At 42.7% G+C, this 20,674-nt stretch carries 22 protein-coding genes; 9 read left to right on the forward strand and 13 right to left on the reverse strand.

Features of this window, described 5'->3' with window-relative positions:
- Positions 1–528 precede the first annotated feature (528 nt).
- Positions 529–1,272 carry a hypothetical protein gene (locus ACFSJY_RS13635; protein WP_386035228.1) on the forward strand — a complete coding sequence of 248 codons (744 nt, stop codon included), beginning with the start codon at positions 529–531 and terminating at the stop codon, positions 1,270–1,272.
- An 81-nt stretch (positions 1,273–1,353) separates the two neighbouring features.
- A complete protein-coding gene (trmA, locus tag ACFSJY_RS13640; RefSeq protein ID WP_386035230.1) occupies positions 1,354–2,451 on the forward strand; it encodes a tRNA (uridine(54)-C5)-methyltransferase TrmA in 1,098 nt (365 codons plus the stop codon).
- Here trmA and fabR read toward each other — a convergent pair.
- Positions 2,429–3,070 carry an HTH-type transcriptional repressor FabR gene (gene fabR, locus ACFSJY_RS13645; protein WP_386035232.1) on the reverse strand — a complete coding sequence of 214 codons (642 nt, stop codon included), beginning with the start codon at positions 3,068–3,070 and terminating at the stop codon, positions 2,429–2,431. The genes trmA and fabR overlap by 23 nt on opposite strands.
- 178 nt (positions 3,071–3,248) lie before the next feature.
- Here fabR and ACFSJY_RS13650 point away from each other — a divergent pair, with 178 nt between their 5' ends.
- The 3 genes from ACFSJY_RS13650 to ACFSJY_RS13660 all read left to right on the forward strand — a co-directional run bounded on the left by ACFSJY_RS13650 (position 3,249) and on the right by ACFSJY_RS13660 (position 6,361).
- Positions 3,249–4,367 (forward strand): acyl-CoA desaturase, encoded by a 1,119-nt coding sequence (locus ACFSJY_RS13650; protein WP_386035234.1) that lies wholly within the window; start codon positions 3,249–3,251, stop codon positions 4,365–4,367.
- A gap of 75 nt (positions 4,368–4,442) precedes the next feature.
- Positions 4,443–5,864, forward strand: a complete 1,422-nt coding sequence (gene sthA / locus ACFSJY_RS13655) for a Si-specific NAD(P)(+) transhydrogenase (RefSeq protein WP_386035236.1) — start codon at positions 4,443–4,445, stop codon at positions 5,862–5,864.
- A complete protein-coding gene (locus ACFSJY_RS13660; protein ID WP_386035238.1) occupies positions 5,864–6,361 on the forward strand; it encodes a SixA phosphatase family protein in 498 nt (165 codons plus the stop codon). Before sthA ends, ACFSJY_RS13660 begins: the two co-directional genes overlap by 1 nt.
- Positions 6,362–6,368: 7 nt before the next feature.
- On the opposite strand, the gene ACFSJY_RS13665 is transcribed toward ACFSJY_RS13660, so the two are convergent.
- From ACFSJY_RS13665 to bioH, 4 genes are all read right to left on the reverse strand, one after another.
- Complete coding sequence (locus tag ACFSJY_RS13665) at positions 6,369–6,722, reverse strand: hypothetical protein (RefSeq protein WP_386035240.1); 354 nt, start codon at positions 6,720–6,722, stop codon at positions 6,369–6,371.
- Positions 6,723–6,743: 21 nt separating this feature from the next.
- Positions 6,744–7,709 carry a putative metalloprotease CJM1_0395 family protein gene (locus ACFSJY_RS13670; protein WP_386035242.1) on the reverse strand — a complete coding sequence of 322 codons (966 nt, stop codon included), beginning with the start codon at positions 7,707–7,709 and terminating at the stop codon, positions 6,744–6,746.
- A gap of 7 nt (positions 7,710–7,716) precedes the next feature.
- Complete coding sequence (locus ACFSJY_RS13675) at positions 7,717–8,013, reverse strand: hypothetical protein (RefSeq protein ID WP_386035244.1); 297 nt, start codon at positions 8,011–8,013, stop codon at positions 7,717–7,719.
- Between the two features lie 180 nt (positions 8,014–8,193).
- Positions 8,194–8,976, reverse strand: a complete 783-nt coding sequence (gene bioH / locus ACFSJY_RS13680; protein ID WP_386035246.1) for a pimeloyl-ACP methyl ester esterase BioH — start codon at positions 8,974–8,976, stop codon at positions 8,194–8,196.
- A gap of 50 nt (positions 8,977–9,026) precedes the next feature.
- Between bioH and ACFSJY_RS13685 the strand changes: the two genes are divergently transcribed.
- Entirely contained in the window at positions 9,027–9,779 is a 753-nt protein-coding gene (locus tag ACFSJY_RS13685; protein WP_386035248.1) for a ComF family protein, read from the forward strand.
- Here ACFSJY_RS13685 and ACFSJY_RS13690 read toward each other — a convergent pair.
- On the reverse strand, positions 9,776–12,319 hold the full coding sequence (locus ACFSJY_RS13690; RefSeq protein ID WP_386035250.1) for a M14 family zinc carboxypeptidase: 2,544 nt from the start codon (positions 12,317–12,319) through the stop codon (positions 9,776–9,778). The two genes, ACFSJY_RS13685 and ACFSJY_RS13690, sit on opposite strands and share 4 nt — an antisense overlap.
- A gap of 192 nt (positions 12,320–12,511) precedes the next feature.
- Here ACFSJY_RS13690 and nfuA point away from each other — a divergent pair, with 192 nt between their 5' ends.
- A complete protein-coding gene (gene nfuA / locus ACFSJY_RS13695) occupies positions 12,512–13,090 on the forward strand; it encodes a Fe-S biogenesis protein NfuA (protein ID WP_386035252.1) in 579 nt (192 codons plus the stop codon).
- A gap of 36 nt (positions 13,091–13,126) precedes the next feature.
- On the opposite strand, the gene ACFSJY_RS13700 is transcribed toward nfuA, so the two are convergent.
- Complete coding sequence (locus tag ACFSJY_RS13700; protein WP_386035254.1) at positions 13,127–14,467, reverse strand: MATE family efflux transporter; 1,341 nt, start codon at positions 14,465–14,467, stop codon at positions 13,127–13,129.
- 90 nt (positions 14,468–14,557) lie between these two features.
- Here ACFSJY_RS13700 and ACFSJY_RS13705 point away from each other — a divergent pair, with 90 nt between their 5' ends.
- Positions 14,558–15,607: a polysaccharide deacetylase family protein gene (locus ACFSJY_RS13705; RefSeq protein ID WP_386035256.1), complete on the forward strand. Its 1,050-nt coding sequence runs from the start codon at positions 14,558–14,560 to the stop codon at positions 15,605–15,607.
- On the opposite strand, the gene ACFSJY_RS13710 is transcribed toward ACFSJY_RS13705, so the two are convergent.
- The 5 genes from ACFSJY_RS13710 to ACFSJY_RS13730 are packed head-to-tail and all read right to left on the reverse strand — an operon-like array spanning position 15,602 to position 19,486.
- Positions 15,602–16,234 (reverse strand): SCO family protein, encoded by a 633-nt coding sequence (locus tag ACFSJY_RS13710; RefSeq protein WP_386035258.1) that lies wholly within the window; start codon positions 16,232–16,234, stop codon positions 15,602–15,604. The two genes, ACFSJY_RS13705 and ACFSJY_RS13710, sit on opposite strands and share 6 nt — an antisense overlap.
- On the reverse strand, positions 16,234–17,148 hold the full coding sequence (cyoE, locus tag ACFSJY_RS13715; protein WP_386035260.1) for a heme o synthase: 915 nt from the start codon (positions 17,146–17,148) through the stop codon (positions 16,234–16,236). The genes ACFSJY_RS13710 and cyoE overlap by 1 nt, the downstream gene beginning before the upstream one ends.
- A 12-nt stretch (positions 17,149–17,160) precedes the next feature.
- A complete protein-coding gene (locus ACFSJY_RS13720) occupies positions 17,161–18,144 on the reverse strand; it encodes a COX15/CtaA family protein (RefSeq protein ID WP_386035262.1) in 984 nt (327 codons plus the stop codon).
- A gap of 12 nt (positions 18,145–18,156) precedes the next feature.
- The gene (locus tag ACFSJY_RS13725; protein ID WP_386035264.1) at positions 18,157–18,753 is read right to left on the reverse strand and encodes a hypothetical protein; all 597 of its coding nucleotides are present in this window, start codon (positions 18,751–18,753) and stop codon (positions 18,157–18,159) included.
- 1 nt (position 18,754) lies between these two features.
- A complete protein-coding gene (locus ACFSJY_RS13730; RefSeq protein ID WP_386035266.1) occupies positions 18,755–19,486 on the reverse strand; it encodes an SURF1 family protein in 732 nt (243 codons plus the stop codon).
- 33 nt (positions 19,487–19,519) lie between these two features.
- On the opposite strand from ACFSJY_RS13730, the gene ACFSJY_RS13735 reads away from it, so the two are divergent.
- Positions 19,520–19,726: a DUF2909 domain-containing protein gene (locus ACFSJY_RS13735; protein ID WP_386035268.1), complete on the forward strand. Its 207-nt coding sequence runs from the start codon at positions 19,520–19,522 to the stop codon at positions 19,724–19,726.
- Between the two features lie 54 nt (positions 19,727–19,780).
- On the opposite strand, the gene ACFSJY_RS13740 is transcribed toward ACFSJY_RS13735, so the two are convergent.
- On the reverse strand, positions 19,781–20,665 hold the full coding sequence (locus tag ACFSJY_RS13740) for a cytochrome c oxidase subunit 3 (protein WP_386035270.1): 885 nt from the start codon (positions 20,663–20,665) through the stop codon (positions 19,781–19,783).
- Between the last annotated feature and the right edge of the window lie 9 nt (positions 20,666–20,674).

Below are 20,674 nucleotides of genomic sequence, written 5' to 3' on the forward strand. Positions count from 1 at the left end.
AATTTTTTTGACCCGAAGGTCTGTGTAAAATCAACTGCATGTGAATGTCCACACAAATTGCATGATAACTAATTGTTAAAGAACTGAATCTTGCGATTCCAGTCAACATCGCACTCGTGTTAACTGATTGCTCTCTCGTTGAGAGCGGATGCGCATTTTACGCTTCCCTGTTTTAATGTCAACAACTTTTTGAAAAAAACTTTAATTTATTTTTCTAAGTTATCTGACCCGTTTAGTGGCTTTATAAAGTAACTAAACTTATCAAAACAGCTTCTTGGCTTGTCCCCGAGAAGTGGATGCGCATTTTAGGGATTTTTCTGAAACGATCAAGCATTAATTTCAACTTTTTTACCGTTCGCTTAAATATTGAACTATACCGCTGATTATATGGTCTATTAAGTATGATCCTAACAGGATCCTATGGATAAATTTACAGGAGCGTTTTCATTTTGTTTATTTTATAGTCTAAGCGGTATGAGCAGTAAATATATTGTAGTAAAAGCAAATAAAACACAGAGAATAATAATAATGCGCGGTTTTACTTTATTAGTTGGCGTTTTGCTAACTGTAGGTTCGGTACATGCAACTAACTTTCAGTCTGAACAACAAACTAAACACATCAGTAACTTTATTAAGCAACAAACAAAAGCCAACATTAGTATAAGTAGAAGTATTAGTACGATACTCAGTCGTTATCCTGAAAAAGTTGATGTTGTTATCCCGGCAGCGCTAGAACTTTACCCTGACGCATACGAACAAATCATCAAAGGGGCTATTCATGCTGAGTCTGCCCTTGCATGTGACGTTGTTGTGGCGGCTATCAATACCAATATTATTAATAGTAGTGAAATTGTTCGTATCGCGATTGAGGCTGATCCCGCTTACGCTACAGAAATAGTCAATAGCGCAGGCCATGCAGATAAAGCAGCACTTCAAAACATAGTAAGGGTTGCCGTCCGAACCAGTGAGATTGATAACAATAAGCTTATCAATGAAACCATGACCTCTTTTCCACAACAATTAGTAGATGTATTGAGTGGTGCAATTAGTGCGCTACCAGAGCAAGTAGTTGATATCGTGAATTCGGCATTATCATTATTTCCGGGTGAAGCTGAATCGGTCGTACAAACGGCGGTTAGTGAAAGCCCGGCAATTAATAATAGAGCTATAGTTGACGCCGCAGTTAAACGAGGCATGAAAGAATCTAACGCAATAGAAGCGGCCCTTGCCGGTGGTGCAGCGCCGGAACAATTAGCAAACAACGACCTTTAACGCTCTTCAAAATCTCCATTTATACTAGACATATGCGCAGGTATGTATAAAATCTGCGCTCCTTCAATTTGAGGTAGCATTATGTTTAGTCATATCCATCCAGATAATTATCAAAGCCAACTAGAAGAAAAGCTCACTACTATAAAAGCTGATTTTGCTGCTTTTGATCTTGGTGACATCCAAGTCTTCGAATCAGAGCCTTTGCATTACCGTTTACGTGCAGAGTTTCGTGTTTGGCATGATGGTGATGATCTCAACTACATTATGTTTAACCAAGAAACGAAGGCGAAATTTAACGTTACTCAGTTTCCAGCAGCGAGCGAGATCATTAATCGCGCAATGCCAGCTATCACAGACTATATAAAAGATAAGCCCTTACTTCGCCAAAAACTGTTTCAAGTAGACTTCTTATCAACTTTAAGTGGACAACTATTGGTGAGCTTTCTTTATCACAAGCAGCTTAGCGAAGAATGGAAGGAAGCTGCACTTGCATTAAAGCAACATTTATCAAGCATAGCGCCAACCGACATTATTGGCCGCGCACGCAAACAAAAAGAAGTGCTAGATAAAGATTATGTGATTGAGCAATTAAACGTAGATGGTAAGACATACATCTACCAACAAATTGAAAATAGCTTTACGCAACCAAATGGTGTTGTTAATCAACACATGCTTTCTTGGGCTAAAGCAGCAACAAAAAACCGTGGTGGTGACCTAATTGAACTTTATTGTGGCAATGGTAACTTTAGCTTAGCGTTGGCAGATAACTTTGAACGTGTACTCGGTACCGAAATATCTAAGACATCTGTTCATTCTGCACAGTTTAACATTGAACAGAATGGTATCGATAATGTGTCTATTATTCGTATGTCCAGTGAAGAGTTTACCCAGGCAATGAATGGCGAGAGAACCTTTCGTCGTTTAGAAGGTTTCGACTTAACCAGCTATAAGTTTGATACCGTGCTCGTTGATCCGCCTCGTGCCGGACTTGACCCAGATAGTGTGGAGCTTGCCAGACGTTTTGACTTAATTATCTATATATCATGTAACCCGGAGACACTAAAAGATAATTTAGCGTCGTTAACCACGACTCACGATATAGAACAATTCGCATTGTTTGACCAATTCCCTTATACACACCACGTTGAATCGGGCGTTATTCTTCGCCGGAAGGCTTAACCCCTTCTACTTTGCGACGGGCGCTAAATTCCATTGCGCCCCGTGCAATGAGCCGTAATTGCTGTATAGTGCGGTTCGCCAATTCTTCTCGCTCTTTCTTGTTTCCGTCTAACGCTTCTGCGCCTGCACTAAACACCAAAGTTACTGCAGCGTGAGCTTGTAGATAAGCGATATCGTTTTCCAGTTTATTGGCCTTTTCAATGTAATCGCATAGCTCCATGGTGAAATAACGAATCTCTCGATTAACCGCGGCTCGGAATTCGGCAGAAATTCCTGAACGTTCACGAAGTAACAGTCTAAAAATATTGCCGTTGCTTTCGATGAACTCCATAAAGGTATGGACCGAGATTTGGATAACTGAACCGCCCTTTTCAATGCGTTGACGTGCTTGACGCATCAGTTGACGCAAGGTTAAACCGGCCTCATCGACAAGAGTAAGCCCCAGTTCGTCCATATCAGAAAAATGACGATAGAAAGAGGTTGGTGCTAAACCGGCTTCTTTTGCTACTTCTCGTAAGCTCAAGCTAGAGAAGCTTTTATCTGCACTTAGTTGACCTAGAGCCGCTTCAATAAGCTGTCGTCTCGTTTTTTCTTTCTGTTGCGCGCGAATACCAGTCATTTGTCATAAAACTCCAATACAGTCTCGGCAATAATACTCAATCTTCACTACAATGTCAGTGAGTGAGCTTTTATCTGCAGTCATTCGTCGTATTTCGTCAGTTCTTTCTTGACTCGATTTACGTGTTAGCTAAAATAGCGAACAGTTGTACGCTGAAATTTTTTATGTTGGAATTTTCATGAACAAACCACCAATTATTTGGTTGAATGTAGCGGTATTTGCCATCACGTTTTTATTCGCCGCAATCGCCGTCCCTTACCGTGCTATTACTCACGGATTTGATGGTGCCGAAATCACAATGGCAGTGATATGTTTTATATACTGCGGTATGTCAATTACTGCTGGTTATCACCGATTATGGTCTCATAAAACATATGAAGCGCATTGGAGTTTACGTTTCATTTTTGCTTTAGGAGGTGCTTTTGCGCTGCAAAACAGTATTCTTCACTGGTCTTCAGATCACCGTATTCATCACAAACATGTTGATAACAACGATGTAGATCCATACTCAGCAAAGCGCGGATTTTGGTATTCACATATTGGTTGGATGCTTCGCGAATATCAGTCGCATCGTTATAGCGACTATGACAATGTGCGTGACTTGCAAAAAGACAAAATTGTCATGTGGCAGCACAAGCATTACCTCGCGCTAACATTACTAATGAACTTTGGCGTGCCACTGGCGTTTGGTTTATGGCACGGCGACGTGATCAGTGCTTTACTTTTAATTGGTTTCCTTCGCTTAGTGCTAAGTCACCACACGACGTTCTTCATTAACTCTTTAGCGCACATCTGGGGTAAGCAAACATACACCGATAAGAATACCGCTCGTGATAACGGTGTATTGGCATTTTTCACCTTTGGTGAAGGCTATCACAACTATCATCACATCTTTGAAAATGACTACCGCAACGGTATTCGTTGGTACCAGTTTGATCCAACAAAATGGTTAATAAAAGGTTGCAACTACCTCGGTTTAACATATAAGTTACGCACTAGCCCCGAAGATAAGGTAGAGAAAGCAAAACTGGCCATGGCATTAAAACGTAGCCAACAACGTTTAGTTTCTCATCCGCAAGCAGAAGAAATGAAGTTAAAATTACAAGCGGAATACGACGAGCTTGTAGCAAAAATTAACGAATTCTATGAGCTGAAAAAGCAATTGCTGGTCAACAAAAAAGATAAGATTTTATCTGATGTTGAAAACTCAGAACTCATGAAGCAGTTTGCTGAGCTAAAAGAGACACTTGCAGAGCAGCGCAAGAGCTGGAACTTACTCACCGCAAAACTAGCTTAAAAACAATAAACTAGTTACCTACCCTCTAAATCCTGCTACTATTTTTGGCAAATCAGGATTTAGAGGACGGTTCCCTTGGCCAAAGCAAAAGCAACTCCCCAACAACACTTCGATTTTGACGCAATCATCATAGGTACAGGCCCTGGTGGTGAAGGTGCTGCAATGAATCTTGCTAAGCAGGATAAAAAAGTTGCGGTAATAGAGCGTTATAAAGATGTTGGAGGTGGCTGCACGCATTGGGGCACTATCCCTTCAAAAGCACTACGACAATCTGTTAGTCGTCTAATAGAATACAACTCTAACCCATTATTTAGTGGCACTGAAAAGGCAAAACACCTGACGTTCCCTGATATATTAAGCCACGCTTCATCGGTTATCGGTAAACAAGTAAAACTGCGCAGTGGCTTTTATGAACGTAACCGTGTTGAGCACTTTGTAGGCGAAGCATCATTCGTAGACGCTAACACTATCTGTGTATTAAGAGCGGATGGGTCTATTGAAACCATCACCGCAAATCAGATTGTTATCGCTACTGGCTCGCGTCCATATCACCCGGATGATATCGACTTTTCTCATCCACGCGTCTACGACTCAGACAGTATACTTTCGCTGCAACATGACCCACGTCACATCATTATTTATGGCGCAGGTGTTATTGGCTCGGAGTACGCCTCTATTTTCCGAGGCTTAGGTGTAAAAGTAGACCTTATCAATACACGAGATCGCTTACTCTCATTCCTTGACGACGAGATGTCTGATTCACTTAGCTATCATCTGTGGAACAACGGTGTTGTTATTCGTCATGGCGAACAAATTTCTCGTGTAGAAGCGACAGACGATGCCGTTGTCGTCCATTTGGAATCAGGTAAAAAAATGAAAGCCGATTGTTTGCTATGGGCAAACGGACGCACAGGTAACACTGCTGATCTTAAATTAGAAAATGCTGGTTTAGAAGCAGATGGCCGTGGCCAGCTGCGTGTTAACAACCATTACCAAACGGATGTTGATAATATATACGCAGTTGGCGATGTTATCGGCTATCCAAGCCTAGCAAGCGCAGCATTTGACCAAGGTCGACTAGCAGCGAGCGCTATGCTCAACAATGAAAGCACTGCCAAACTTATCGTTGATATCCCAACCGGTATTTATACTATCCCCGAAATCAGCTCTGTCGGTAAAACGGAACAGGAGCTCACCGAGGCAAAAATCCCATATGAAGTAGGTCGAGCACAGTTTAAACATCTTGCTCGCGCTCAAATTGCTAATAGCCTAGTGGGTTCATTAAAGATTCTTTTTCACCGAGAAACCAAAGAAATTTTGGGAATCCACTGTTTTGGAGAAAATGCTGCCGAAATTATCCATATCGGCCAAGCCATCATGCAACAAACCAATGGTGGCAACACCATTGAATACTTTGTTCACACAACCTTTAATTACCCTACTATGGCTGAAGCATTCCGCGTTGCAGCATTAAACGGGTTGAACCGGCTGTTCTAATGAAAATACTGCTTGTTGCTCTCGTTGCTCTCAGTCTTTTGCTATCAAACACCGTGATAGCAAAAGACTATACACTTTATTTAGTGAGGCATGCAGAGAAGCAAGCATCAGAAGATGGTGATCCTAATTTAACCGCTTGTGGTCAACAACGCGCCAGCGAACTAGCCCGAATACTCGCACAAACTAACCTAAAAAACGTGTACAGTACGAGTTATAAACGAACTCTACAAACGGCTAACTATACCGCCCAAAAGCATAGTGTAGCGTTAACACAATACGCTCCAAACGGCTTAACTCAACTCGCTAGGGTATTGAAACAGAAAAAAGAGACGGCACTTATAGTCGGTCACAGCAACACCACGCCAGAGTTACTCAGGTTGCTAACAGGTGAGAGAGTTACGATGAGTGAAGACGAATTTAATCTACTCATTCAGGTGACATTTTTCGAGCAAAATACAGTGGTTACCTATTTACAGCAACCACTTATATGCAGGTAAAAACGATTTAAAACGTATTACCGCCTGCGCCATCGCCTTTTTCAATCAGTTTAATTTCTTTTATTTGATATAGCGTACCCCACTGGCGTGTCGTCATCATATCTTTAACAGGCTTACCTTTGAATTTTACCTTGGCGTTTACAGAGCGCATTTCTTTGGGCCAGTTCATAGGTAGCACTTTTTCACCGTTTTCAGCAATAACACCATAAAAGCCACCTTCAAAGTCATTGTAAACAACTTTACCCACTCTCCATCCTTCTAACTTTTGCGTCTTATCATCCATATTTTTGGGCTCTTCAGGTTGCGCTGTGCATGCAGCAGCAGAAAATACGGCTAATGCCATAAACATTGGTTTTAACATGGGTGTAACCCTTTGGGTAATTTATGCTTGTAATTCGAATTGATAACGAGGCGGACGCTCGTATGCTTGTGTAATTTCTGAATAAGCGCTCTCGATAACTTCTGCTCGTCGGTCAATTTCTAAATCTCGTGACGGCGCTATTTGCTCTTGAGCCGCAATGGTTGCTTCGATCGCTTGGTCAAATTCGGCAGAGCTTAGCGTTTCACCACTAGAGACTTGCCCGAATGCAGAGCGTTGTACATTACTTAAATTATTTGATGCCTGTACTGGTGGCTCTTCGCCTTCTACAGGTTCAACTTGTCTCGCTAATTGCGCTTGTGCATCTGCGATCGCATTTTTTGCACTCGCAGCGACCTTCCTATCCTGCGGAGAAGGCTCTGCTGGTGCCAGCGCAGCGCGATACACCTGGCGCATTTTAGAAATAGTTTCTTCTGGCGAGCCTTCAAGCGATAAATCTACAGAAACAGAACCACCTACCGCATAACGGTTTCCGTCAGGTCCTGTTTCATATTCGTAGACAGGCGAGCCAGTGTAAGGGCCTCCCACTGATGCATGGGCTAGTTCGTGCGCACGAACTTCTATATCACGCGCTCTGAGCTCTTTAACTTCAGCACGATCGTTGGCCGCAATCTGCTCTTCTCGTGCTTTTTGTGCTTCATCAGAGCCATCATCTTCGCTCTGCGCTTGCTGATCCTCTGATGAGTTTGCTTCGTCACCTTGACCTCGAGACTGACGCTCATTGACCGTGTTGTTTTCTTGCTCTGCCTGCTCTTGCAGAGCCGCAAAATCGATGCCTTCTTCGACGTTCTGATTCGGCGTACGCGCTCGCTCACGCTCGCCCGCAACACCTTTCTCTGCAGCTGAAGGATTAGTTGCTGCAGGTTGTGTGATGACCTCTCGCTGAACATTGTCACGACGCAAGTTATCAGTGGACGGGTTGACCACTGTTGCTAACGGCAAATTATTAACTTGGGTGACTATGTTCATCTTTGTGCTACGCGGTTACATCCAAAAGAGTGCCCAAACTTTCATCTGCCGTTTGAATAACTTCTGCAGATGCTTTCGCTTGATACTCGGCAACTCGTAAATTTACAATTTCTTGGTTCAGGTCTGATAGATCTCCAGAGGACGAATTCTCTGAGACAATATCTTGATTAACTTGTTGCCCTTGACTTGGGTTATCTGCGCTGTAAACGGTTTGGCTAGCAATACTAGCCGCAGCTTCATTAGCTGTTTGTTGCGCATTTTGGAAACCTTGTAATCCAGAGGCAAACGCTGATTGTACTTCCATCAATATCTCCTTCATCGCGACTAAGCAGTGATGATGTGACTAACGCTTCAATACGTATTTAAGTCATCTGCTTAAATAGTATGACCGTTTTCATATCGAAAAGTTACATATACTCTGTTTAATTATCGAACAAAAAACACACAGAGTCAATAAAACCAAGGGTTGTGGCGAAAGCTAGTGTTACAACACGCTACTTTTTAGCCACCGTCCAAGATCTTGGATAAACATATGAAAATTCGAGATAAAAGGTGCGTGGGAAGCTTTTTCAAAAACGATAACGTCGCTACGTGGCGCTATGTTATTAATCATAGGAATAACTTTTTTAGGTACCAATCCATCCATTTTTCCGTAAATACGTAAAAATGGCCCTCCAATATCGGCTAACTCTCGCCTTAAATCTGCACAGGCTAAAATATCTAAACCTGCATCGAGAGCCCTTTTGTTCGGTAGGGGCTGAGACATGACAAGCTCTTGAATAAGCCTTATATCATCCTTTACGTGAGGGCTTCCCATTGCCTGAAGCTTCAAAAAGCCTTGCAGTGTCTGCTCAATGTTATCCGCAATTTGGCGGTGAAATCGATTTAAAAACATAGGTTTAATACCAGGCCAATCTTGTGTTTCAGCGAAAAGTGGTGAGCTGGCAATGGTCACTAACGCTTTCACTTTTGTTGGGTGATTCAAGGCAATTTTCGTGGCAACTAAACCACCAAGTGACCATCCAATAACTATCGAATCGCTCGGCAATGTATCTGCCACGAGTTCAGCAACACTGTTTAGGTCATATGGTTCCGGCACTACATGCTGGTTTTGTCCATAGCCAGGTAGGTCAATCAATTGAACTTGATAAGACGCAGATAAGGCGTCAGCTAATGGCTTGAATACATGGCTATTAAGTCCCCAGCCATGTAACAAAGCAACGGTTTGTCCTTGCCCTAAAGTCGAAAATTTTAAGTTTTGTGCCATGCTAAACGTGGTAGATAAAAAACGCAGAGTGTAACGAGAAACAATATAAGATGGAATTTATTAAAGCGCAGGATGCGCTAAAACACTGGCAAGAAAGGATTCTACTAGCAGGCAAAGCGATAAAATCAATAGCTTTCCAACAATCATGCTGTCCCTTGTGCGATTTGCCTACCGAATCAACCCAAGTCATCTGTCGGTATTGTCTGACCACTGTGCCTATGTTCGATATGAAGAAGTTAGGCGGAGATTTGCTCAATCGACCTGAAATACACAAGCTATACCAGGGTGCACACTTTTCACACTTAATCAGCGTTATGCCCTACCAATATCCGGTGAAACAGTGGTTGGGAAAATATAAATATCACCGACAGCTTTATTATCAGTACGCACTGAGTGAGTTACTACTTACTCAGCTCAAAAATATTAAACAGCTTAACTTTATGGTTAAACCAGACGTTGTTATTCCAGTCCCCTCCCATATTCGAAAGTGGCGCAAACGGGGGTTCAATCAGACAATAGCGTTTGGCGAATCAGTTGCTCGCTTTTTCAATGCTCCTATGCGAGTTGATGTCGTTAAACGCGTAAAACTAAGCAAGGACCAAGTCAATCAATCCGGTCGAGAACGCAGAAAGCAGCTAAAAAATGCTTTTCAAGTTTGCCAAGGCATCGACTTATCCAGTCAAACTATTTGGCTGATAGATGACGTTATTACCACAGGTACCACAGCCAATGAGATCAGCCGCCAACTCAGGGCGGCTGGTGCACAAAGTATTATCCTGTGTACGCTGGCTATCAGTGTTTAGGGAGATGTAGGCGTGCTAAACGCTTTTGCGAAGAAAATACTGTTAGCTAGTAATTTTGCTGTGCCATGCCAATAACCTCTGAAGGCTAAATTATCCGCACTGGCAATAACGCGGCCTTTACCAACATTATGAGCAACCAGCGACGCACTATGCGACAATCGGTTTACCAAGTTTTTATCGGTATAGCCGCTAAGTAAGCTGTCTTCTTGGTATTGAACGACCGTAGCAAAAGGTACCTTAGGTTTATCCATGATCACAGTACTGTTTTTAAAAATTGGTAGATCAGAACTTTGATAGCCAAATGCCAGCGGATGACTAGTATCAATATTCGTAGCGAATATGGCTCCTGCAATGCGCTTACGCCCAGCAAGCTTTTCTTTATCGCGATAATTTAACGCATCTGCATCGAATAATTGGTTCAACTGCGATTTGCTCGCAAAAGATGCTTTGAGAATTTCTCTATCAGCCAGCCATTTCGCCGCTCTTTTCTGACCGAAAATAACGCCTCCTTTCCTCAACCAATTCAGTAATTTGCTCACTAACGATTTAGGAAGGTCTTTATAACTACCATCAACCATAACGATATGGGTGTAATCGGCAAAGTCTATTTTGGATAGTCTCGCCTGTTCTATAATCGTGACAGGCACATGTAAATGTTCATCGAGGTAGTAACGTACTTCTCCCGCTTCATACTGAGACACGCCTTTGCCACCAATCATCAATATTTTGGGGGCTTCGATGACTTTAAAGGAGTTACTGCCAACATCAATGCCTGACGGGGTTAAACCCGTAGACACTGGATATACGACGATACCGGTTTGTTGGCTTGCTTGTTTCAGCACTTCAAGCCAATTTGTATTGTCTTGTATGCCACTGGCGATCATCAATGTACCTGGTGCTAAACGTTTTTCTTTACCATTGATGAGTGTACTAAATGGTTTAGTCGCGACTTTCACTCTTAAGTTGTTTTGCAGTAACTGCTGCAAAAATTTAGGAGCTAGATAACTATTCCATTCGACCGCATAAGCATAACTATTGCCAATTTTGGGTAACTCTACTTGCTCAGGCTGCCACGCTTGGTTTGCCAGTTTAAGGCCCCAACGACGCTCGACTTTCGTGGTTTCAATGTTCATCGCCAAAGGTAATGTCCAACCAGACACATCATAGAAAGTATTGTCTTGGAAATTTGTTTGCTGATTAAACAAAGCTTTAATTAAGCGATATTGACGCTGTTTAAGCGGGATGAAGTAGCTGTGCTTGGCTTTATAAATCGTATCATTGACTCTTAGGTCACTATCTAAAGCATAAGCATTTATTTGATGACGACGCAGTTTATCGAGAAACATTGACATGCGTTGATGATCTTCCGTTTCTTGCACTAAATAGCCGGTAAATTTCTCTTTCTTCGCTTCTTTCTCTGCACTGATAAAAAATTCGTTGCGATAGCTATTGAGCCCTTTTTTATTGGCAAGGGAGCCCGACAGCGTGGATAGTGAAGTTAAAAACTGGTTTCGAATACCTTGCTCAAAGGTTAACAAGCCATTCACTGTCTCTTGCTGCATCCCTCGACTGCTGGCTTGTTCAAATAGGATACCGATGGCGCCATTTACATCTGGATAGGTACTCCCCTTGCCGTAATAAAAATCATCAAAATTTTCTTCGGTGTAGTAAATTTCGGCAATACTATCGAGTGCTTTGGCATGATGTTCAGCAATTTTACTCGTCATCGTAACATTGAGTTGTGGCGTAATAGGGTGCTTACGCGATGGAATACCTGGCTGGAAAAAATAGCTGCTATTTGCACCCATTTCATGGAAATCACCCAACACATTGGGTGAGAATCGATGGTAATGCGTCAATCGATTAACACTCTCCTTTTGCGATAACAGTAGCCAGTCACGATTCAAGTCAAACCAATAGTGATTTGTGCGACCTGTTGGCCAGCCTTGGTGATGCTCAATGTGGTTTGGATCGCTGTTATCAGCATTGGATCGGAATGTACTCACCCAGTTGGTAAAACGGTCCATACCATCAGGGTTTATGCTCGGCTCCATAACGATAATAATATCATTAAGTAGTTGTTTAACGCTTTCTTCTTCACTTGCAGCTAGATGATATGCAACCAACATAGCGGCATTAGCGCCACTTATTTCATCGCCATGGACGCTGTAACCAAGCCACACGATAAGGGGATCTGACTCATCAGTTTCGAGACGTTGTCGCTTCGCTAGAATTTGGTCGAGGTTTTGAAGGTTTTCAGGCGAGGAAATAGTCATCAACAGCTGCTTACGTTGCTGATAGGTCCGGCCAATGTCTTCCAGTTTTATGCGTAGAGACTGCTCTGATACTACCGTCATGTAATCAACAAGCTGATCATGACGGATATGACGTTCCCCAACATTAAAACCTAATACTGTTGAGGGCTTAGTAATTTTATCACTGTATTGGTGTTCGGCCGGTAAATAATAAGACAGTTCAGCAGCTTGCACACTCAGTGCAAAAGAGACCGCACAAATTAACAGAATACGTTGAAAAAACATGTAACTACCCTCACATAGATTAAACAGTAAAGTATCAAACTCATGCGATTGGCTCTAGTATTATCCGTAGCATTGTCGTCAGATGACATAAAAAATACGGCAAACACTGGTCTAAAGCTCAGCGCAAGAGTAAAATGCGCATACTTGACTAAATCAGTCGGGTATATCCCATGTTATTTAAGTGAGTTAATCATGATCAGTATTTCAGAATCAGCACAGTCACATTTCGCTAAACTTTTGTCTCAACAAGCAGAAGGCACGAGCATTCGTGTATTTGTTGTGAATCCAGGTACAGCAAAAGCAGAGTGCGGCGTATCTTACTGTCCGCCAGAAGCAGTGGAAGACACTGATTTAGAAATACCATTTGAAGGCTTTTCAGCATACATTGATGCCGAGAGCAAACCGTTCTTAGAAGAAGCTGAGATTGATTTTGTTACCGATCAAATGGGCTCTCAACTGACCCTTAAGGCACCTAACGCAAAGCTGAGAAAAGTAGCCGATGATGCGCCATTATTCGACCGTGTAGATTACTTCATCAAAGCTGAAGTAAACCCACAACTGGCAGGGCACGGCGGCGAGTGTAACCTAATGGAGATTACCGATGAGGGTATCGCTGTATTGCAATTTGGAGGAGGCTGTAACGGCTGTAGCCAAATTGATGTTACCGTTAAAGATGGTATTGAAAGACAGCTACTGGAAATTATGGGTGATGAAATTAAAGGTGTTCGTGACATGACAGAACACGAGCGTGGCGAACATTCTTATTACTAATTCGCCAATATACTTAGTCAATTTACAAGGCGGTAGTTAAACAGCTATCGCCTTACCCGCACCTCGGCAGTAATAATACCAACCTAATGTCAGCCCTCTCGATAACATAAAACCTGAAAACGCCAACCAAAGGCCGTGGTTGCCAAACGTGCTGAATATCCACCACAAAGGGAAGAAAATACCAAACGTTGATAACACCATGCTATTGCGCATAATATCTGCCCGAGTAAGACCAATATAAATGCCATCATACAGATAACACCAGCAGCTGATTAGTGGTAGCAGGTATATCCAAGGCAAAAACTGCTGTGCAACGTTAACGACCTCGTCAATAGATGACATCAAGCCAACAAAGCTATTGCCCAATAAGGTGAACAATAAGCTATAGCCTGCTGCAAAGACTACAGTCCACAGCAAAGAGCGACGCACAATCTGTTGCACATGAAGAGTGTCTTTCTTGCCATGCGCTTTGCCAACTAAAGCCTCTGCCGCATTTGCAATACCGTCCAACCCGAAAGAGATAAGCAGTAAAAAATTCAACAAAATAGCGTTCGCCGCTACCACGTTGTCACCTAATCTCGCACCCTGAAAGGTAATAAAGACAAAGCAAATTTCAAGGCACAGTGTGCGAATTAGAATGTCGCGATTAAGTTTAAAATATTGACCTAATCCGGCTAAGTCTTTAGCTAACGACATTAGTGAGCTCACGGTAAGTGAATGACTCGCGCGGCGAATGATATGACTGACCACAACTAAACCCACGATTAAGCTACTGTATTCTGCAATCAACGTTGCCCAAGCAACACCTGCAACTTTCCAGTCAAAAACTAATACGAAAACGAGATCAAGAATAAGGTTCACGCTGTTAGTGAAAATAAGTAACCACATAACAGCCTTGGCCTTGTGTTGGCCGAGTAACCAACCAAGCAAGACTATATTCGCGAGTGCTGCCGGTAAGCCCCACACTCGAATTTCTGCGTATTGGCGCGCATAGTGCTGAACTTGATCGCTGCCACCCGCCAAATATAGTGCTATATCAAGGTAAGGCGCTTGCAACAAAATAAGCGTTACACCAATAGCGAATGCTACCAGCAACCCTCGAACTAACACTTGTAATGCTTTATCTGTGTCTTCACTACCCAATGCCTGAGCAGAGAGGCCTGTCGTCGACATCCTTAGAAAGCCGCATAACCATGTGATAAAAGTGATAATCATGGCACCTACGCTACTGCCGCCAAGATAGTATGCATGCGATAAGTGCCCGATAACCGCGGTATCCACCAATCCTAATAACGGTACGGTAATATTCGACAAGATCATGGGGATAGCGAGCGCAAAAATTAACTTGTCGGTTGATTTCAAAGGAAGATTGATCATTTTTATAAAATTGCCGTCAGTTTACTTGTAGTTTTGACAAAAAACACGCTAATTTATAACTACCTGATTTATTAAACTTAACCTTCAAAAATGCGTTTAATAGTTTGTTTTGTCTTGTTTATTGTATCTATTCCCCATGCGCTTTCTGCGGTGATTTTGCAATACCATCACGTGAGTACGTCGACACCTGCAAGTACCAGTATTTCGCCTGCGCAGTTTGAAGTACATATGCAATACCTCAAAGACAATGGCTTTACCGTTGTCCCTCTATCGGACATTGTTGATGCGATTAAGAATAAACAAACGATTAGCGACAAAACCGTTGCAATTACCTTCGACGATGCGTATCTCAATATTCTAGAAAATGGTACGCCGATTCTGGACAAGTTTAACTACCCATACACTATTTTTGTCAACCCATCCGTTGTAGAACGTAAGCAAGCTCAATTTATGACATGGGAGCAGCTCAAAACACTTGCAGACAAAAATGTAATCATCGCCAATCATGGATGGGAGCACGATTCTTTGACACGCATCCCGGATGGGTTAACGCAAGATAAATGGCTAGCGCAATACGAGAGTGACCTTAAACGCTCAGAGACGTTGATAGAAGTTAATGTAGGGCAAAGCTATCGCTATTTCGCTTATCCATATGGCGAGTACTCACCTGAAATACAACAATGGCTAACTGACAACAAGTATGTAGGGTTTTCGCAACAGTCTGGTGCTGTTGGTATTCACACCGACTTAAGTGCCATCCCAAGGTTTCCGGCGTCACAACCTTACGACAAAATCCCAGGACTTAGAGATAAACTTAATAGCTTGCCATTTAACATTACCCTTGAAGGCGACAATGCCAAGACGATGTTTAAGCAAGGGGAAGTCTCGAGCGTTACATTCAATGTCGAAGTGGAAGATTTCCACGCCAGTCAAATTAACTGCTATATATCTGGCTTAGGCAGACAAAAAATAAAGTGGCTTGATGATGATACCTTTACCATTACCTTCAACAAGCCTTTGCCGGTTGGACGAGTAAGGTGTAACTGCACCGCACCAAGTATAGAAAAACCAGGCAGATACTACTGGTTTTCTAAGCCTTGGTTCATTTTAAACAGCGATGGCGCTTGGTATCCGTTATAGACCCGAAAGCGTCACAACTCTGCCAAAGTCTGCGACCAATTCGTCCTCATCTATGGTGGGGACTTCGCCTAAAACTTCTTTCGGCTTAAATATCGCTGCGATTTCACCATTAGGATTTGTTAATACAATCGATGCACTGTGATCAACCAAGTAGTATTCCTGCTCTACATCATCTGCTATCGCGTACATTAGTCCTAAATTACGTGCAAATGGGTATAACACATCATGTCCCGCACTCAGTGCAAAGAACTCAGTATTAAAGTAGTTAATGTACTGGTTAAGTTTTTCTGTTGTATCCCTATTCGGGTCAACACTCACCAAGAGCACTTGTGTGTTTGGCGAAACCGCCTTTAATTCATCGTAGACAAAATTCAGTTTCTGCAATGTCGTCGGACACACATCCGGACAAGACGTATAGCCAAAGAAAATCCAAGACCATTTCCCTTGAAGTTCGGCATTCGAAAATGCATTTCCGGTATGCGCAATTAATTCAAAAGGCTTTACCGCTCTGGGCGTTTCGTAGTACAGCGCAGTTTTAGGCAGCTCCGGCTGCGAGAGTTGATGAAATACTAAAGCGCCGCAACCAAGCGCTACAGCAGCAACAATGACATAAAGCAGTTTGTTCATTAGGCAACCGGAATTAAGTAATGATCAAGTAATAATACAATGAATAATACCATCAAATGCACGATGGAATATTTAAAGGTTGCCATCGCTGTGCCTTGCTCCGGATTAAACTTAAGTTTCCAAGCGTAGACAAAAAAGCCTAAATTCAACGCGACTGCACCAATGAGATATAACCAGCCACTCATACCGACGAGATAAGGCAAAAGGCCAACGACGAACAACAGTACGGTATAAAGCAATATTTGAGTTTTAGTGAATTCAATACCGTGGGTCACTGGGAGCATGGGAATATTGACCTTGGCATAGTCGTTACGACGATGAATCGCCAGAGCCCAAAAGTGTGGCGGTGTCCAAGTAAAGATCAACAACACGAGCAGTAAGGCATATGGGTGGACTTCATTTGTCATTGCCGTCCACCCCAATAATGGTGGAATAGCGCCAGCTAAGCCACCAATGGTGATGTTTTGAGGCGTGGCTCGCTTTAAATACATAGTATAAACAAATCCGTAGCCAACTAATCCAGCTAGCGTTAACCACGCAGTTAACGGATTAACTAAACCGTATAACATAGCAAAGCCAATAAGCGCCAATCCAGCAGCGAATACTACAGCACCAGTTTGCGAAATACGGCCGTTTGGCAATGGACGGTTATGTGTTCGTCCCATTTCACTATCAATCCGTTGATCAACAATGTGATTGATAGCTGCTGCTGCAGAAGACAACATGCCGATGCCTAACATCGCAGGAATTAATAGCTGCCATGGCACTATGCTAGGCGTCGCCAAACACATGCCAACGAGTGCAGTAAGTACCAACAGTGCCACTACGCGAGGCTTGGTAATCTCGTAATAATCTCTCCATGTTGCAGACTGTATGTTAGACACAGAAGGGGAAATTGTCGCTGATTTAGCCATGTCTGCTCTCCTTTATATTTTTCGTTTTAAACTGTAGGTCAGTGTGATCAATACAAGCATCAAAAATGCCGCTACGATGTTGTGACTAACCGCTACTGCCAGTGGCAGTGAGAACACAATATTACTGACTCCTAACCCAACTTGAGCAAAGAGTACCGCTAACAGAATAATTGGGACTTTTTGGAAAAATCCAGTCTGCGCTCGCCTCATTACGGCGAAAGCTAACCAAACAAGATAAGCGAAAGTGACAATCGCACCAATTCGATGCATCGCATGGATAGTTACCCGCTCGTGATGGTCTAGGTGACCAAACTCATAGGTATCTCGTTCTGGCGGAATTAAATCGAATGAATCTTCAAAGGTAAGGTTTTCTAGCCAACCGTCTTGGCATATTGGTAACTCAGTGCAATGCAGAGCTGCATAATTAGATGATGTCCAGCCACCAAGTCCAATTTGGGCGGTCAGTATAAAAATGCCAACAACACCATATTTAGCATATTTTTTAATAGACCAGTCGCCGCCTGGAATGCGATACGGGGTTAACCGTAAATAGAGTAAAAAGAGTAAACAAAGGGTGGTAAACCCGCCTAACAAATGAGCCATCACGACCATCGGCATCAACTTCATTGTTACGGTCCACATACCAAGCGCGGCTTGAAAGGTGACAATGGCTAATATCAACAACGGCAGGAACATTGGCGTTCCTTGATGTCTGTTCCTGACAGCCATGACCGCAATGGCTAAAATTAACAAGCCAAGTGCACCTGCAAAATAGCGATGGATCATCTCGTTCCACGCCTTTTGAATTTCAACGGGTCTCTCTGGAAACGCAGCTTCTGCTTTGGCGATTTGCTCTGAGGTTTCTGGCACATCAATAAGGCCATAACAGCCAGGCCAATCTGGACAACCCAGCCCAGCGTGGGTTAATCGTGTATACGCACCCAACGTCACTACAACAATGGCTAACAAAATACTGACTAATACTAAACGTCGCATACTATTCATCGCCTAACCTATCCTTGAATACTTCAATAACTTTTTCATATCTGCCACGATGGCTTTGCCAAACTGAGGTAGATCATCCACTGAATTTGGTGCCTGATGGGTGAGAACGACATTGCCATGAGGATCAACAACAAACAAAACACGTTCTTCAAGCACAGGGTGCGCCGCATCAGATTTAGCGCTAAGTTGCCAACGAATAGCTGGCTTTTCCTGCGAGAAAACATCTTGTTGATTAGAAAGTGCTACAGACTGCACACGAGGCATTTCTTTACCCAAGGCAGTATACGTATTAGAGAGTAAATTAATGGTTTGGCGACAGAATTTCTGACAATCTGCTGGCAAGTTGTACACTAATAGCCATTTTTCAGGTACTTGAATACGCTCTAGTGATAATTCTGATAGGTTAACGGGCTTATCAAGCAACTGTCCTTGATTGGTGACACCATAGTTAAACCATTGCTGGGTCAAAGCAAGCTTAGCTAAGACAACAGGGAGAACAAAAGCTACGCACAATAAAACAAAGCTTTTACGCCCGCTTATGATTTTTCCTGTAGACATTGAGTCAGTGCGCACAGCATTGTGATCTGTTTGGTTCGACATACTACTCGGCCTTTTTCTTGTTATGTTTATAAGCTGCCCACACCATTAAGCACATCCATGCCGTTGCTAGGCTAAACCATTGGAAAGCATAACCTCGGTGTTTTTCTGGCGGCATGACTATCGGTTGCCAGTATTTTTTATAACCAATAGCTTCATTTTTATCCAAGTAAATCGCAAAGGGCAAGAGCGGTTTACCAATTAACGTCGATAATTTTTCCGGTTCCACTTGCTGTATGCGATAGGGCATTGTTAAGGTTGAATATTCTTGTTGCGCCAAAACAATGCCTTTTTCAATAACGCGAATATTCCCCTTTAATTGATGAAACCCTTGAATCGGCTCAACATCAGGTAACGTTTTTCGATCTCTACTTGCCGGCACCCAGCCTAAATTAACTAATACTCTGTACTCATTGCTCTCTAATATCTGAAAGACACGGTTACCGTATTGGCCATTGTCCATTTGGTTATCAAGTAGAAACAGCACGTCAGGTACAAAGCTTCCACTTATTGACACAGGCCAATCATTTTGTTCGACGCTCATCAGTTTCTTAGACAATAGATTCTCAAGTCGAACATGCTGCTGCCCTGAGAACTCTGACATTTTCTCGAGTCGGACTTCTTTTTCTTCAGCGCGTCCGAGTTGCCATAAGCCCAACTTGATTAATACCGCAAAAACCAGCAAGGTAAATAAAAGCCATGGCCAAGATACCGCACCAATTGTTTGTCTAAGCATTGGCGTTAACACACAGGCCTCCAAGGAGATAACATGCTGGTAAAAATAATCATTGTTGGGCTATTGGGCTTTATGATTTACAACCTTTTTAAAGCACTGATGATCATGAACAAGAATGATCCTGACCAACCTAAAATGTCGACATTTATAGGTCGTCGCGTGATGACGTCAGTCGTCATCGTGTTGATTTTACTGGTAGGTATTTTGACTGGTGTAATAACACCAAATCCTCACCCGTAACTACAAAATTTCAATAATGTTCAAGCAGGCCCTATTGAGCCTGCTTGTATGTGCCTAAAGAATATAAACAAAGACAAATAGAATTACCCAAACCACATCAACGAAATGCCAATACCAACTTGCCGCTTGGAAAGCAAAGTGGTTTTTCGGTGTAAAGTGTCCTTTCATAATTCGAACAAACACCGCTATTAGCATTATTGTGCCCAGGGTTACATGCATGCCATGGAACCCAGTTAGCATGTAGAAGGTGTTACCATAGATACCACTATCTAGATAAAGCCTCATTTCATCTGAATAAGCATGGGCATACTCTAGAACCTGCAGGGACAAGAATACGAGGCCTAACAAAATCGTTAATCCTAACCACATTTTTAATTGTGGTCGCTTGTCTTGCTCGAGAGATACATGAGCAAAGTGAGCAGTAACCGAAGAGGTCAGTAATAAAATGGTATTGATTAGCGGCAAACCATACCAACCCATTGCCGTCGTTTCAGTGCCATCTGGTGCCTTAATTAATGGCCAAGTGGCTGTAAACTCTGGCCATAACACTTCTCCTGTCATGAAGTTGTTACCAGCACCGTCTAACCAAGGTACAGAGAATACACGTGCGTATAAAAGTGCACCGAAGAATGCGGCGAAAAACATGACTTCAGAGAAAATGAACCAGCTCATCCCTTGCTTGAAGGAATTGTCCATTTGGGTACTGTATTTACCGGCCATAGATTCATGCACAACGTTGCTGAACCAACCCCAAACCATGTAAATCACCATACATATGCCAGCAATCAGGACATAACCGCCCCAACTGCCTTCTTCATTGTTCATCGTGGAAACGTATTGGCCTGCACCTATAGCAACCAAAAATAACGCCACAGCACCCACAATAGGCCAATGGCTTTGTGCGGGTACGTAATAAGTTTCATATTCTTTTGTTGTCATCGCTTTTCC

Origin of the sequence: Thalassotalea euphylliae, from assembly GCF_042682785.1 — a bacterium.
Lineage (GTDB): Bacteria > Pseudomonadota > Gammaproteobacteria > Enterobacterales > Alteromonadaceae > Thalassotalea_F > Thalassotalea_F euphylliae.